Consider the following 15425-nt stretch of genomic DNA (forward strand, 5'->3'; position numbering starts at 1 on the left):
TATTACGAGTCATTATAACAATTGCAGACAAAAAAAGCAAGTAATTATCTGAAAATTACTTACAATAACGAAAAAAATACGCAATTATCATTTTTTTAATATCTCATTACCATTTTACCAATGTTAACGGCGGTATTGTCTCAGAAAGCGCTCCATTTTTGCTTGAATTTCGGCTAATTCTTCAACTCTCGGTAAATAGACAATGCGAAAATGATCTGGATCTTTCCAGTTAAAGCCTCGACCATGGACCAGCATAATTTTTTCTTGTTTCAAAAAGTCCAATACAAATTGTTCATCATCTGGAACATTGTAGACCGTTTTGTCAATTTTAGGAAAAAGATAGAGTCCAGCTTGCGGTTTAACAGCAGATAAACCTGGGATATCATTGATCGCCTTGGTTACAAATTCTCTTTGTTCGTAAAGTCGTCCACCAGGCATCAAAAGTTCATCTACTGATTGATAACCACCTAAAGAGGTTTGGACTACTTGCTGAGCTAAAACATTGGAGCAAAGGCGCATATTTGAAAGCATATCTAGGCCTTCAATATAACCTTTCACATGATCTTTACATCCTGAAAGAACCATCCAACCAACACGAAAACCACAAATGCGATGTGATTTTGATAAGCCATTCATCGTTACGACAAACAAATCAGGAGCCAACGTTGCAATCGGGATATGTTTTGCGCCATCAAAGACCATGCGGTCATAAATTTCATCGGAAAAAATAAGCAAGTTATGACGGCGTGCTATATCCACAATTCCTTCCAATATTGCTTTAGGATATAAAGCGCCCGTGGGATTATTAGGATTAATGATGACGATAGCTTTCGTTTGTTTAGAAACTTTAGCTTCCATATCATCTAAATCAGGATACCAATTGGCTGCCTCATCACAAATATAATGCACTGCCTTGCCACCAGCTAGACTGACAGCTGCTGTCCACAGTGGATAATCTGGCATAGGGACTAAGATTTCATCACCATCATCAAGCAACCCCTGCATGGACATGGTAATCAATTCTGATACTCCATTGCCGATATAAATATCATCAATATCAACATTTGGAAACTGCTTGATTTGACAATACTGCATAATAGCTTTGCGGGCTGAAAAAATGCCTTTGCTATCAGAATATCCTTCGCTATCACGCGCGTTCATGATCAAATCTCTAATCACTTCATCTGGTGCTGTAAAGCCAAATTCTGCAGGATTCCCCGTATTTAAGCGAAGAATTTTTTCACCGTTTGCTCGCATTCGATTGGCTTCATCAAGGACAGGACCTCTAATATCATAAGCAACATGTTCTAATTTAGATGATTTTTCAAAAGTCTTCATTGTGTACCTCACGTTTTGCTATTATAGCGTAATTTTTAGAAAATAACACGCTTTTTCATTTGTCTTCAAGTGACGTTTTGATAAGATAGTCTTTTCAGAAAATGAATTTGAAACGCTTTCATTTTTTAGATAAATAAGTTATAATAGAGACATAGAAATAAGGAGGTCACTTATATGTCTCATCAATACAAAAAAATCCTAGTCGCAATCGACGGCTCTGCAGAAGCTGAACTTGCCTTTGAGAAAGCTGTTAACGTTGCCAAACGAAATGAGGCTGCACTATTGTTGACCCATGTTATTGATACACGAGCTCTTCAAAGTGTTGCTACATTTGACGCCACCGTTTATGAAAAATTAGAACGTGAAGCACACGAATCACTCACCGAATTGGAAAACAAGGCTAGAGCCGCTGGAATCCAAGATGTCCGTCAGATTGTTGAATTCGGCAATCCGAAATCACTACTAGCTATTGATATTCCTGATAAAGAAGAGGCTGACTTGATTATGCTTGGTGCTACTGGTCTCAATGCCTTCGAGCGTCTTTTGGTTGGGTCATCATCTGAATACATCCTTCGCAACGCTAAGATAGATATCCTAGTGGTTCGCGACAAAGACAAAGTCTTGTAATGCTCATGACACCCCATTCGGTAGGGAACTTAAACCTATAAGCTAAAACTTGATTCTCAATAGAATAAACTTTCGGAAAGGATAATGCAATACTCTTTCTGAGAGTTTTCTTTCCTAAATAAAAAAATTGAAGAAAATAGCCTTTTCTTCAACCGAGACTTCTAGACTCCAGCCTAGAAGTTTTTATTGTGTTCGCTGTAATGATTTTTGGATTTGACGATCTAATTCTTTTTTAATAGCTGGTTCTGGTGCAAACTTTTTCTCCCAACCATCTGGTTTCAGAATTTTATGGGTGCGAGAATCATAGTGAGCTTTACCATCTGGGAATATTTTACCCATATTCGCCTCGTGAACAATGTCAAAGAATGGTTTTGGATCAACCCCCATTAAGACAAAGGATCCATAAGTGAAATAAAGAAGATCTGTCAATGCATCCACTTCTCCCACTAACGGTGTTTCCGGATGGGGTTTACTCTGTACTTTTTGAGCCGCCTTGTCCACATCTGCATGAAGATTCAAAATAGCTTGGGTAAAATCATGATGATCCCCTTGGCTAGCCGCATAGAGAAATTCAACAATCTCTTCTACCTTGAAGTTAGCACGATTGCCACCCTCATTAATATTATAGAGACGAGGGGTATGGTTAACCGAACCATCCATGAGGAGATGAAAATCCTTAGCTTTATTGAAATTGTCATCACGACTTTTAAATCCTTCTTCAGGATCCAAATGAATTAAGCCATGGTGTGCCAGAGCTTTTGAAATCCCGTCTCGGTTATTACTATCTGTCGTGTAGTTAGCGATGGACTTAAGCTTATCCTGACCATTCCCCATAGCAACGCCAATACCAACTCCTGTGAGCATCTCCATGTCATTCTCTGAATCGCCGAATGCCATGACCTCATCTAGGTCAAAATCAAAAATGTCGCCGATTTTCTCAATGCCTTTAATTTTAGATTGTCCCTCAGAGATTAAATCAATGGAGTAAGGACTGGAACGCGTGATTGTAATCTGAGGGAACTTATCGCGCAGCTTTTGACTTTCCCCTTGCGTTGCAACCAATACAATCTGAAAAACTGGCTCTCTCATTATGGTCTTAAGATAGTCAATGTTTTGAGGTTTAATGCGACGAATAATTTTTTTGAAACTGTTTTCGACAGTCTTCGTTAATTTTTTAGGCACCAATCGACTGACAATTTGTCCAAAGGTACTGGTCCCCATTTCAATTAATCCCGAGCCCACTAAACCAGAAGCTGTTCCTAAAGAAATTTCACGTTTTTTATCCCCAGCATAGCGGATAACACGATAAATGAGCGATTTTGGCAACTGATTTTGGTAAAGAATTTTATCTCGCGTAAAAATATATTGACCATTATAGGTTACCGCAAAATCAAGGCCTAAGTTATCCATAAAAGGTTGCACAAAACCAGGGCCTCGTCCAGTTGCCACACCGACAAGAATCCCTTGCTCTTTTAAACTTTTAATGGCTAAGACAGTTGCTTTTTCAACGCGCTTACTGTCATTTAATAGGGTGCCATCAATATCAAAAAAAACTGCCTTGATTGCCAACTTGACTCTCCCATTTTCTGAATTATGTTAAAATAAATTATAACATAATTTTGAAAGAAGTCTTTTTTAATGGTAAAAAATATACTCGTTCTCCACACTGGGGGCACTATTTCCATGACTGCTGATGAAATGGGAAATATCAACTCATCTGCAGATAATCCAATGAACCACGTTGCTGTTGAACTTGATGATTATAACATCACAACTATCGATATTTTTAACGTTCCTAGTCCTCACATCACTGAAAAACACATGTTTGAACTTTATCGCAAAATTAAAGAAATCGGTGATCAATTCGACGGCGTTGTCATTACCCATGGTACTGATACTCTAGAAGAAACAGCCTATTTTCTTGATACCATGAATCTTCCCAACATCCCAATTGTTATTACGGGTGCTATGCGCTCATCCAACGAGCTTGGGAGTGATGGTATTTACAATTACCTTTCTGCCCTTCGAGTTGCAGGAAATCCAAAATCAGTTGGAAAGGGAGTCCTTGTGGTTATGAATGATGACATTCATGCCGCTAAGTATGTTACCAAGACTCACACAACCAATGTTTCCACCTTCCAAACTCCCACTCATGGACCCTTGGGCATTATTATGAAAAATGAAATTCTCTTTTTTCAAATTGCTGAAACACGCGTGCGTTTTGATTTAGATGCCATTGATGGGACAATCCCTATTATCAAATCCTATGCAGGTATGGGAGATGGTATTCTTAGTTTGCTGAGAGCCAGTCATATTGATGGTATCGTCATTGAAGCGCTTGGTGCCGGCAACCTACCTCCCGAAGCCGCCGAGTCGCTAACAACATTAGCTAAAGAAGGTTTACCTGTCGTCCTAGTATCTCGGTGTTTCAATGGTATCGCTGAGCCTGTCTATGCTTATCGAGGTGGTGGCGTGGATCTGGCTAACAATGGCATCATGTTTGTCAAAGAACTTAATAGCCAAAAAGCCCGCCTTAAACTGCTCATTGCTCTCAATGCCCAGCTAAAAGGACAGGCATTGAAAGAATACATCGAAGGGTAACAAGCAATACCTTTTGACAAGCTAAAGGCATCGACCCGTTACACAATAACAGAGACTGAGCAAAAACGCCAATCTCAACCCTTCTTTTTGCAAGACAAGCAATCTAAAAAGCATAGAATGACGTTTTTAAAAACGCCATTCTATGCTTTTTTCTCTATTTTAACATTTTTGCCCAGGCTCTTTTAACAGTCGATTTTTTTCATAGAAAATTTTCAAACGTCCGTTAATAGAAATGATTAGCCACTGCAAGACTGATCCACTAAAATCACCAACTCTAAATTATATTAGACCATAAGAGACAATAGGCAGGATAAAAATACAACCAATAGAAGTATTTTCTACCATCATGTCACGATAAGCGCAAAGACCTTGAGACCTACTGAAAACGGAAACTAAAAGAGGCTAGTTACTATTAAACGAAGAACTGAGAATAAAACTAACTAAAAACATAAGACAATCCAAAAAGAGGACTTTTGAGGATTCTCGTGGTTTTTCATCAATCCCTTTAAGGCAAAATATGACCTGCTTTAGTATAAATGTCATACCACTCAGGACGTGTCAATTCAATCTTCTCAGCTTCTGCGATACGTTTGATACGATCAGGATTCATCGAACCAACAATGGTCTGAATCTTAGCAGGATGACGTAAAATCCAGGCCACAATAATCGCTTCATCAGAGACATCGTACTTATCTGCCAAGGCTGTTATAGTATCGTTTAATTCTTTATAATCAGGATTTCCTGAGAATAGGCCTTTTGAGAGATCAATCTGGAAAGGAGACCAGGCCTGAATAGTCACCTTATTCAAACGGCAATAGTCAATAATGCCCCCATCTCGGTCGTTTGCACCTGGCGTTGTCATATTAACTTCAAGACCTGATGAAATCATCGGAGCATGGACTGGTGATAATTGCAACTGATTGACAGCCAAGGGTTCATCTAAATAGGATTGTAAGAATTCCATTTGGCTACGATTTTGATTGCTAACACCAAAATAACGGACTTTTCCAGCCATTTTCAATTGCGTAAAGGCTTCCGCCACTTCTTCAGGTTCCCACAAAGCATCTGGTCGATGGAGCACTAGAAAATCAAGATATTCTGTCTCTAAACGTTTCAAAATACCATCAACGGCTGTTAGGATATGATCTTTTGAAAAATCAAAGAAGCCTTTGCGAATACCACATTTTGATTGTAATATCACATCTTCACGTTTAACATTAAGATTTTTCATAGCGTTACTAAAACGAATTTCAGATTCTCCACCGCCATAAATATCCGCATGATCAAAAAAGTTGATACCACTCTCCAACGAAGCTGACATAACTTTTTCAGCTTCCTTGACATCAAGAGCGTTCATACGCATAGCACCTAAGGCAATACGTGATCCCTTTACACCTGTTTGTCCAATATCTTGTAACATAGCTACTCCTTTAAAAGACTATTTTATTTTAAGAAAAGTATAGCATTTTTTAGATAGATTTTCATTAGGAAAAATAAGAAAAATCAACTTTAATCGTTTCAAAAAGGCCAAACAGAATTTGAAAGCGATTCAAATGCGTTTGATTTTTTGCTTTTTTTTTAAAAAATTCGCTTTTTCTTTAAAAACCATCTTGAATTTTTACAATTGACATAGTAAACTAACTATGGACACATTTTTAACATTTTCACTAATTAAGGAGTTAGGTTATGATGAAAAAGAAAGTTGCTTTAAAGAGTAGTATTTTGGCTGTTGTAGCTGGCTTTGGGCTTATGGCCGGTAGCGTTTATGCCGATCAAGGAGCGATTCAAATTTTAGGAGTCAATGATTTCCATGGGGCTCTAGATACAACCGGATCTGCCTACATGCCTGATGGCAAAGTTTCTAATGCTGGTACAGCGGCTCAATTAGACGCTTATATGGATGATGCTGAAAAAGAATTTACTGCTGAAAACCCCGATTCTACATCACTTCGTGTCCAAGCTGGTGATATGGTAGGGGCTAGTCCTGCCAATTCTGGATTACTTCAAGACGAACCAACCATTAAAGCCTTCAATAAAATGGGATTTGACTATGGAACAATCGGTAATCACGAATTTGATGAAGGTTTAGATGAGTTTCATCGCATCACAACAGGTAAAGCACCTTCTGCTGATGCCGGCTTTAATGATATTGTCTATGATTACGAACATGTTCGCGCAACACAGGAAACTGTCATTGCCAATGTTATTGACAAAACAACCGGCGAGATTCCACATAACTGGAAGCCATATGCTATCCGAGAAGTGCCAATCAATGACAAAATTGTTAAAGTTGGTTTCATCGGTATTGTGACGAAAGAAATCCCTAACCTAGTATTACGCCAAAATTATGAACAGTATGAATTCTTAGATGAAGCTGAAACCATAGCTGCTTATGCTCTAGAATTGCAGAAAAAAGGGGTAAAAGCTATTGTTGTTCTTGCCCACATCCCAGCTGTCAATAAAGGAGAAGCTGTTGAGGATGAAGCAGCAGATATTATGAAACGTGTTTCTGAGATTTTCCCAGAACACAGTGTTGACATCCTATTTGCAGGCCACAATCACCAGTATACAAACGGCGTTGTTGGCAATACTCGCATCGTTCAAGCTTTATCACAAGGTAAGGCCTACGCTGATGTACGTGGTGTCCTTGACACTGATACACAAGATTTTGTCGCTGTCCCAAATGCTGAAGTCATTGCGGTTGCTCCTGGTGTCAAAACTGGTAGTGAAGATATCCAGGCTATCGTTGACGAAGCCAATGCTATCGTAAAACAAGTAACCGATGCTAAAATCGGTACCGCTGCTACTTCAGAATTGATTAGTCGTGATGTCAATGAATTCAAAGAAAGTCCCGTTGGAAACCTTGTCACAACTGCTCAACTAGCCATTGCTAATCAAGAGTCGGAAACTCCAGTAGACTTTGCGATGACTAATAACGGTGGTATCCGTTCAGACCTACTAGTTGCTGAAGATGGAACCATTACCTGGGGAGCAGCACAAGCCGTGCAACCTTTCGGTAATATCCTTCAAATTGTCCAAATGACTGGTGAAGACATTTACAAAGTTCTTAATGAACAATACGACGAAAAACAAAAATATTTCCTTCAAATGTCTGGTCTTAAATACACCTTTACTGATAACCCTGAAGGTGGGGAAGAAACACCATATAAAGTGGTTAAAGCCTATAAATCTAATGGTGAAGAGATTGATCCAAAGAAAACTTACACCTTAGTGATCAATGACTTCCTCTTTGGTGGTGGTGACGGCTTTGCAAGCTTCCGAAATGCAAAATTAATTGGAGCTATCAATCCTGATACCGAAACCTTTATCAGATACATTCAACAGCAAGAAGCTAAAGGTGAGAAAATTACAACAGGTATCGGAAATGTTAAAACCTACTTAGCTGAAGTTCCTGATGATGCGGTTGATTCAAACGACACAACAACAGGACCTAATACTCCAAACAACCCTTCTACTTCAACAACTCAAACAACTGACTTACCTGGTAATGGAAAAATGATTAACCAATCACCAGCTTCCCATAGTATCCAAAACAAAGCAATCGTCTTAACACTTGGGAATAAAAAAGCCGCAGCCAAATCAGAAAATCATTATGAAAGTAAAGAAGTCAGTCTTCCAGAAACTGGCGAAAATACTTCTGCAAGCTTTATCCTAGCTGGAATCAGCATTTTGGGAATGGCTGGACTAGTTGTTAAACGCAAAAATAATTAGACTATTGATTTAGTCCCATCAAAATACTCCTCCTTAATGATTTAAGGAGGAGTATTTTTCTCTTATTCATCACGATGGCAAGAACATTGGCCGGGAAGGCATTGACAAACAACCTTATCTACCGCTTCAGATTTTTTAGCGTCCAGCAATTTCTCAAGATCTGCGATATCTCGCGAAGTCATCGGTGTATCCAGTAATAACTTTTCAATTAGCAACTTATGATTCGTAACACAAATTTTAGCAAAGGTATCTGAGACACTAGTCCATTGACCCATCTCTTGGGAAATCAAGGCTCTGTACCAAAAACGACGGCCCTCACGACGACTAGCTAACAACTCTTTTTCAACCAACCGGGTTATCATTGTCTTTATAGTTGAATCCGACCAATCATGATTCTGTTGCAAAACATCAATAATAAAAGCACTCGTGGCTTCCTTAGATGCCCAAACAACCTTCATAACCTCCCATTCAGCATTTGAAATCTGTGACATGATAATCTCCTTGTTGACAATTGTAAATAAATTTTACCTTATCTATTTTTTAGTGTCAAATTCCAGACACTAAGTCATTTAATACCGTGAACCAAGCACCTTGATGGTATAATCAACTGAAACAAGAACAGGACAAAAATGTCTCAATAAAAGTATGGCTATTTGACAATACTTTTCTGAGGTGTTTTTTAATGTAAGCCCACGTTTTCTCGATGGGAGTGTACTCAGGTGAGTACGAAGGAAGGGGTAAAACTCTATGCCCCTGCTCTTTAGACAAGACCTTTAATCTGCTCATTCTATGAAACGTTTCATTGTCCATAATGATAACTAATGGCGTCTCCAAAACGAGGAGTAAGAATTTTTGGAACTAAGCTTCGAAAAGATCACTAGTCATAGTATCTTTATAAGTCATTTTACTATAAAACCCAATCCTTAAAATCGTTCTTTCAAATCACCTGAGGTAGACAAATACTTTTTGGACCTGTGTGACTCTCTCAATTTTTGAAAGTCAAAATAAAAAGGTCCAATGGACCTTTCAGAATGCTAATGATCTTTACGGTCTAAATGACGTAACAATTCGTCAATTTTATTGCCGTATTCAATCGACTCATCTTTTTCAAAAGATAAATCAGGAATTTTGTACATGTGTAAGTTTTTACCTAGTTCACGTTTGATAGTTCCTGTGGCTTTTTCTAAACCAATTTGAGCTTTTTGATTATCAGAAGCCAGTTCACTGTGGATTGTATAGTAAACTTTCGCCATTGATAAATCACCCAACATTTGAACATCCGTGATAGTAACATCCTGAACACGAGGGTCACGAACCTTGAGACGCAAGATTTCATTGACTTCGCGTTTGATTTCCATCCCAACGCGATCGACACGATGATTTGCCATAATATGATACCCACTCCATCAAAGGAGCTATTCTAGATAGCTACAAGACTGAAACTATAATTGTGACAACCTCGGCTAGCTTTTGAAATAGTTCCTAAAAGAGAGCCCTTCCTTTCATTTTATTTAGTAAGCCTTCATGAAAAACAAAAACTGATTAACCACGTCTGACCACAATTAGTTTCAAACATAGAAACGATTGTCTTGTTTTTCGGTGAGCATTTAATAGATTATAATGGTTCGGAGTCAACTATTTTCAAGAAAAGCTAGGCTACTCACCTAGCTTTTTTATGATCTATTCACAAAGATAGCTTATTTTCTAGCAATTTCTTCCATGATATAAGCTTCGATGGTATCATCAACTTTAAGATCGTTGAAGTTTTCAATCATGAGACCACCCTCTTGAGCATTTCCAACTTCTTTAACATCATCTTTATAGTGTTTCAAACTAGCTAATTTACCATCAAAGATAACAACACCGTCACGGATGACACGCGCGCTTGAGTCACGTGTAATTTTACCGCTGATGACCATGAATCCACCGATAGTACCAACTTTAGAAACTTTGAAGGTTTCACGGATAATGGCTTCACCAAGAACTTTTTCTTGATATTCAGGATCCAGTTTACCTTTCATCGCTTCTTCAACTTCCTCGATGACCTTATAGATAATGCTATGAAGGCGAATTTCAACTTCATCTGTATCAGCCTGTTGACGTGCTTGAGGTGTCGGACGAACGTTAAAACCAATGATAACAGCGTTAGAAGCTTCTGCTAGGGTGATATCTGATTCGTTAATGGCACCAACTGCTGAGTGAACCACATTAACACGAACACCCTCTACTTCAATTTTAAGAAGTGATGCTGCCAAGGCCTCAACAGAACCTTGAACGTCAGCCTTGATAATAACATTAACAGTCTTAACCTCTCCCGCTTTAAGAGTATCAAAGAGGTTTTCGAGACTAACACGTTGTGTGTTTTGACGTTGTTTCATAAGAGCTCGCTTAGCCCGTTCTTCACCAGCTGCACGAGCGGCTTTTTCATCAGCGTAAACGGCAAAATGATCGCCAGCCATAGGCGTTTCGTTCAAACCAGTAATAGAAACTGGTGTTGATGGCGCAGCTGTTTTAACACGACGACCAAGATCATTGACCATCGCACGAACACGACCGAAGGTGTTACCAACGACGATTGGGTCTTGAACATTAAGAGTCCCTTGTTGAACGAGAAGGGTCGCAACCGCACCTTTACCTTTATCAAGACGAGCTTCGATTACAGTACCAATGGCACGAACAGTTGGGTCGGCTTTTAACTCTTCCATTTCTGCGACAAGGAGAACTGTTTCAAGTAATTCATCGATATTTTGACCGAATTTCGCTGAAATTTCCACAAACTCAGAGTCACCACCCCAAGCTGTTGAAATTACTCCATGTTCAGCCAATTCACCAATAACCCGTTCAGGGTTGGCCCCTGGTTTATCAATCTTGTTAATCGCAACAATGATTGGAACACCTGCAGCTTTCGAGTGATTAATCGCCTCAATAGTCTGAGGCATAACACCATCGTCTGCGGCCACAATTAAGATAGTCACATCAGTTACGGAAGCTCCACGTGCACGCATAGAAGTAAAGGCTGCGTGTCCTGGTGTATCCAAGAAGGTAATTTTTTTACCGCTGGTTTCAATTTGATAAGCACCGATATGCTGAGTGATACCACCAGCTTCTCCAGTCGCCACACGTGAATTACGTAGGGTATCGAGAAGAGTTGTTTTACCGTGGTCAACGTGACCCATGATCGTAACAACTGGTGCACGTTCTACTAATTCATCAGCGTTTAAGTAGTCTTCATCTGCAAAGAAACGTTCGATGTCTGCATCATCCACTTCAATCTTAGCATGAGCTTCAATACCATAATCAACCATCAAAAGTTCAATGGTATCACCATCCAGTGATTGGTTTTGTGTTGCCATAACACCCATCATAAAGAGTTTTTTGACAATTTCAGCAGGCTCACGTTTAATACGTTTTGCAATTTCAGCAACCGTCATTCCTTCAGTATATTCGAATTCCTTAGGTAATTCATGGAATTTACGCTCTGTTACTGGTTTTGGAGCATTATTACCATTACGGTTGTTTTTACCTTTTTTATTGTGTTTATTTTTGTTCCAGTTACTATTTCTTTGATTTCTCACTTGGTTTTGATTCGTCCGATTTTTCTTATTTTTACTTTGCTTAGGACCATCTTCATGCTGACTTGAATAATCACGCGATTTATCAAGACGACCCTGTTTTTTACGACGGTTGTCTGATTGAGTAGAAGCTACTTGTGCTGGAGTAACCGCCACCTTAGGCTGAATAGAATCTGCAGCTAGACGAGCAGTTTCTTTCGCCTTTTGTTCTTTTTCAGCCTCAGCTTGTTTTGCTTTGCGGGCTTGTTCTTGGGCGATTTGAGCCTGACGCTTCGCTTCCTCTTGTTCACGGAAACGCGATTCACTTTGGCGCGAATACTCAGCATTTTGTTCTGCTTTTAGAGCGGCAGCACGTGCTTTGAAATCTATTTTTGGTCCAGGTTGTTGCTGACGATTTTGTTGGCGATTATGACTGAAGCGATTGTCCCGGTCGCGATCATTACGATTTGACTGTTCGAAACGACGGTTATTATTGGAACGATTGTCTTGCTGACGACCACCATTATGCTGGCCTTGTTGGCTACGATTGTCCCGTCGGCGATCATTTGATCGATTATCACGACGGCTTTGACTGTTCCCATTACGATTGTCTCGATTACCGCCATTAGCACGACGCTCTGCTTCAGCCTTGGCTTTAGCTTCACGCTCTGCTTTAAAGTTACGACTTTGTGGACGTGATTTTGCAACAGTTGGTTTTGCAGTTACAGACTTTTGATTAGGTTCTTCAACCTTTGAAGCCGTTTCTTTTGCCTTTTCACCTACCGACGACTGGCTAGCTTCCTGAGATTTCGGTGTGCTTGACACTTTCTTCTCAGTTGCTTTTAGTGCTGCCTTACCTTTAAAAGCAGCTGTAAGGCGTTCAGCGTCACTTGCTTCAACACTTGACGCATGACTTTTAACTGCCAATCCTAATTCTTGAGCCTTGGCCACAACTTCCTTACTTGCGACACCGACTTCTTTCGCAATTTCATATAAGCGTTTTTTTGACACGTGATGTCCTCCTATTCTTTATGCCATAAGAGTCCTCATTTTCTTTGAAAATCCAGCATCAACAATGGCGACTGCCTTTCTCGGCTTACCCATTGCCATGCTTAATTCCAGTGTATTAAACACTGTGGAGACTTCTATTTGATAGTATTTACTTTTATCCGTGATTTTTTTAGTCAAATTATCGCTAGCATCATTAGCTAGGAAAATCAATTGTGCTTCCTGATGTTGAATCGCTTTAATAACTAGTTCTTCACCAGATATGATTTTCCCAGCTCTCTGTGCTAAGCCGATTAAATTGGCTAATCGTTGATGATTATTCAAGACCGAGCTCTCTTCTTTTCACCTTGTGGTCAACGTAAGCAATTAAATCATCATAGAATGCATCAGCAATTGCCACTTTGAAACTACGGTCAAAGACACGTCGTTTTTTAGCTTCCTCTGCTTCTTGATTATCTAATTTGATATAAGCTCCGCGACCGTTCGCTTTTCCAGTTGGATCGATAAAAATATCACCCTCTTTGTTTTTAACAATTCGAAGTAAATCGCGTTTATCAATCGCTTCACCAGAAACAAGCGATTTTCTTAAAGGTATTTTACGTGTTTTAGCCATAAATACCTCTATTATTATTCTTCATTAGGTGCTTCTTCAAGCGGTGTTACATCTATATCTTGTTCTTCTAATGCATCTGCTTCTATCACTGGTGCTTCAACAGAAACAGCCTCTTCGCTCTCAGATGCTAAAGCTTGTCGCGCTTCAATTTCTTCGTACTCAGTAGCAGACTTAATATCGATACGGTAACCAGTCAAATGCGCTGCCAGACGTACGTTTTGACCACGACGACCAATCGCTAACGACAATTTACTGTCTGGAACAATAACTGTCGCACGTTTGCTGTTTTCTTCATCGAAGAGCACCATGTCAACTTCTGCAGGGGCAATAGCATTATAAATGAATTCTGCAGGGTCTTCAACCCATTGGATAACATCGATATTCTCTTCAACCGGTACTTCAATACCTGTTTTAGCATCAAAGCGTGTTGGGTGGAACTTGCTGATAACTTTTTTGATGTTTGATCCTCCGCGACCAACAATCGTACCAATAGCATCAACATTAGGGTTATGACTACGAACCGCAACCTTCGTACGATCACCAGCTTCACGAGAAACGCTCATAATTTCCACTGTGCCATCAAAGACTTCTGGAATTTCCTGCTCCATGATACGTTTGATGAATTCAGGGTGACTACGACTAACGAACACATTGACACCCCGGGGGTTATTTTCTACTTTGTAGACGTAGACTTCAATGCGATCATGTGACTTAAACGTTTCACCTGGAATCTGATCCTGATGCGACAATTGCGCTTCCAAAGAGCCAAGGTTAACGTAGATAAAGCGTTGGTCGAAGCGTTCAACCGTACCAGTCATGATTTCACCTTCATGCTCCTTGTACTCGTTGAAAGTAACTTCACGCATTTGTTTACGCATTTTTTCCATGATTGTTTGTTTAGCTGATTGAGCAGCTACACGACCAAATTCAGCAACTGATTCTTCGAAGCGAATCTTATCACCAAGCTCATAAGCTGAACTAATAGCTAGAGCATCTTTTAAACTAATTTCAAGTCGACTATCAAAGACCTCATCAACAACCTCACGAACTGTATAGACTTGGAAGTCACCTGTTTTTTCATTGAACTCAATAACACAGCTTTCTGACTGCCCATAACGGCGTTTGTAGGCTGATTTTAAGGATTCAGTCACAGCATCAATGATATCCTCTTTATTAATGTGCTTTTCTTCTTCCAAGATACGGAAGGCTTCTAACATTTCTTTGCTCATGTTTTTCTCGCCTTAATACTTAAGGCAATTCCTTTCTTCTCAATGACTAGCGTTACAATTTCACCGCTAAACGGGCTTTAGCAATGGTTTGATAGGGAATTTCAACGGTCTTATGACGCGTCTTATCCAAGTAATCAATGGTCAGGGTTTCACCATCGAAGGAAACCAAGTCGCCTTCAAACAACTTGACTTTATCAATAGCCTTATAAAGACTGACGCTGACGTATGAGCCAACCGCATTCTCCAAAGCTTCCTTGGTTTTCAATGGACGTTCCAATCCAGGGCTAGATACTTCCAAAAAATATTGTTCTGGGAAAGGATCTGGCTTAATGGTATCTAGTAATGGACTAATGATATCCGTTAATGCCGCTGTATCGTCTACCGAAACGCCTCCAGGCTTATCGACAAAAAGACTAAGGACGTAATCGCCACCCATTTTTCCATATTCCACATCAACCAATTCATAAGGATCCTTAATATGAGGTGTAACCAATTCAGTTACCTGTTCGACTATTGTTGCGATAATAATCCCTCCTTGCACAGACAAGAGGCGAAGTTATTACCCCGCCCCTTTCTCATTATTTTAATTAATCATATCATAATAATAAACAACTTGCAAGCCTAAAGAGCCCTTCATCACGCCATACGCATGTAGAAAACGTATGTCACTATTTCTAACTACACACATGTTTCAAAATAATGGCATAAAACTTACGCAGGGACATG

At 39.6% G+C, this 15425-nt stretch carries 13 protein-coding genes and 1 pseudogene; 3 read left to right on the plus strand and 11 right to left on the minus strand.

The features are described from left to right. Window positions 1-123: 123 nt before the first annotated feature. The gene (locus A2G56_RS05215) at window positions 124-1338 is read right to left on the minus strand and encodes a pyridoxal phosphate-dependent aminotransferase (protein WP_062710008.1); all 1215 of its coding nucleotides are present in this window, start codon (window positions 1336-1338) and stop codon (window positions 124-126) included. Between the two features lie 174 nt (window positions 1339-1512). Here A2G56_RS05215 and A2G56_RS05220 point away from each other — a divergent pair, with 174 nt between their 5' ends. After that, window positions 1513-1965: a universal stress protein gene (locus tag A2G56_RS05220; RefSeq protein ID WP_062710011.1), complete on the plus strand. Its 453-nt coding sequence runs from the start codon at window positions 1513-1515 to the stop codon at window positions 1963-1965. 183 nt (window positions 1966-2148) lie between these two features. On the opposite strand, the gene A2G56_RS05225 is transcribed toward A2G56_RS05220, so the two are convergent. Next, window positions 2149-3534, minus strand: coding sequence for a Cof-type HAD-IIB family hydrolase (locus A2G56_RS05225; protein ID WP_062710015.1), 1386 nt, complete (start codon window positions 3532-3534; stop codon window positions 2149-2151). A gap of 69 nt (window positions 3535-3603) precedes the next feature. On the opposite strand from A2G56_RS05225, the gene A2G56_RS05230 reads away from it, so the two are divergent. Continuing rightward, complete coding sequence (locus A2G56_RS05230; RefSeq protein ID WP_062710018.1) at window positions 3604-4566, plus strand: asparaginase; 963 nt, start codon at window positions 3604-3606, stop codon at window positions 4564-4566. A gap of 505 nt (window positions 4567-5071) precedes the next feature. Here A2G56_RS05230 and A2G56_RS05235 read toward each other — a convergent pair. Then, the gene (locus A2G56_RS05235) at window positions 5072-5986 is read right to left on the minus strand and encodes an aldo/keto reductase (protein WP_062710022.1); all 915 of its coding nucleotides are present in this window, start codon (window positions 5984-5986) and stop codon (window positions 5072-5074) included. Between the two features lie 269 nt (window positions 5987-6255). Here A2G56_RS05235 and A2G56_RS05240 point away from each other — a divergent pair, with 269 nt between their 5' ends. Continuing rightward, window positions 6256-8298 carry a surface-anchored 5'-nucleotidase gene (locus tag A2G56_RS05240; protein ID WP_062712467.1) on the plus strand — a complete coding sequence of 681 codons (2043 nt, stop codon included), beginning with the start codon at window positions 6256-6258 and terminating at the stop codon, window positions 8296-8298. 62 nt (window positions 8299-8360) lie between these two features. Here A2G56_RS05240 and A2G56_RS05245 read toward each other — a convergent pair whose 3' ends face one another. From A2G56_RS05245 to rimP, 8 genes and pseudogenes are all read right to left on the minus strand, one after another. Beyond that, window positions 8361-8789: a CopY/TcrY family copper transport repressor gene (locus A2G56_RS05245; protein ID WP_062710024.1), complete on the minus strand. Its 429-nt coding sequence runs from the start codon at window positions 8787-8789 to the stop codon at window positions 8361-8363. A 112-nt stretch (window positions 8790-8901) separates the two neighbouring features. Then, window positions 8902-9201: pseudogene (locus A2G56_RS10210) on the minus strand (transposase); the annotation flags it as partial. Between the two features lie 131 nt (window positions 9202-9332). Next, window positions 9333-9686: a 30S ribosome-binding factor RbfA gene (gene rbfA / locus A2G56_RS05250; RefSeq protein WP_062710027.1), complete on the minus strand. Its 354-nt coding sequence runs from the start codon at window positions 9684-9686 to the stop codon at window positions 9333-9335. Between the two features lie 309 nt (window positions 9687-9995). Further along, a complete protein-coding gene (gene infB / locus A2G56_RS05255; protein ID WP_062710030.1) occupies window positions 9996-12860 on the minus strand; it encodes a translation initiation factor IF-2 in 2865 nt (954 codons plus the stop codon). A gap of 18 nt (window positions 12861-12878) precedes the next feature. Further along, window positions 12879-13181 carry a YlxQ-related RNA-binding protein gene (locus A2G56_RS05260; protein ID WP_062710032.1) on the minus strand — a complete coding sequence of 101 codons (303 nt, stop codon included), beginning with the start codon at window positions 13179-13181 and terminating at the stop codon, window positions 12879-12881. Continuing rightward, a complete protein-coding gene (gene rnpM / locus A2G56_RS05265; protein ID WP_062710035.1) occupies window positions 13174-13470 on the minus strand; it encodes an RNase P modulator RnpM in 297 nt (98 codons plus the stop codon). The genes A2G56_RS05260 and rnpM overlap by 8 nt, the downstream gene beginning before the upstream one ends. A 14-nt stretch (window positions 13471-13484) precedes the next feature. Continuing rightward, on the minus strand, window positions 13485-14699 hold the full coding sequence (gene nusA / locus A2G56_RS05270; RefSeq protein WP_062710037.1) for a transcription termination factor NusA: 1215 nt from the start codon (window positions 14697-14699) through the stop codon (window positions 13485-13487). A 52-nt stretch (window positions 14700-14751) separates the two neighbouring features. Beyond that, complete coding sequence (gene rimP, locus A2G56_RS05275; RefSeq protein WP_082785113.1) at window positions 14752-15240, minus strand: ribosome maturation factor RimP; 489 nt, start codon at window positions 15238-15240, stop codon at window positions 14752-14754. Window positions 15241-15425: the final 185 nt, after the last annotated feature.

It is taken from the genome of Streptococcus halotolerans (genome assembly GCF_001598035.1).
Taxonomy (GTDB): Bacteria; Bacillota; Bacilli; order Lactobacillales; family Streptococcaceae; genus Streptococcus; species Streptococcus halotolerans.

Excerpts from the sequence above, each read along its gene's own strand:
- A2G56_RS05215 (WP_062710008.1), bottom strand. The coding sequence starts at position 1,338 with ATGAAGACTTTTGAAAAATCATCTAAATTAGAACATGTTGCTTATGAT.
- A2G56_RS05220 (WP_062710011.1), top strand. The coding sequence starts at position 1,513 with ATGTCTCATCAATACAAAAAAATCCTAGTCGCAATCGACGGCTCTGCA.
- A2G56_RS05230 (WP_062710018.1), top strand. The coding sequence starts at position 3,604 with ATGGTAAAAAATATACTCGTTCTCCACACTGGGGGCACTATTTCCATG.
- A2G56_RS05235 (WP_062710022.1), bottom strand. The coding sequence starts at position 5,986 with ATGTTACAAGATATTGGACAAACAGGTGTAAAGGGATCACGTATTGCC.
- A2G56_RS05240 (WP_062712467.1), top strand. The coding sequence starts at position 6,256 with ATGAAAAAGAAAGTTGCTTTAAAGAGTAGTATTTTGGCTGTTGTAGCT.
- A2G56_RS05245 (WP_062710024.1), bottom strand. The coding sequence starts at position 8,789 with ATGTCACAGATTTCAAATGCTGAATGGGAGGTTATGAAGGTTGTTTGG.
- rbfA (WP_062710027.1), bottom strand. The coding sequence starts at position 9,686 with ATGGCAAATCATCGTGTCGATCGCGTTGGGATGGAAATCAAACGCGAA.
- rnpM (WP_062710035.1), bottom strand. The coding sequence starts at position 13,470 with ATGGCTAAAACACGTAAAATACCTTTAAGAAAATCGCTTGTTTCTGGT.
- nusA (WP_062710037.1), bottom strand. The coding sequence starts at position 14,699 with ATGAGCAAAGAAATGTTAGAAGCCTTCCGTATCTTGGAAGAAGAAAAG.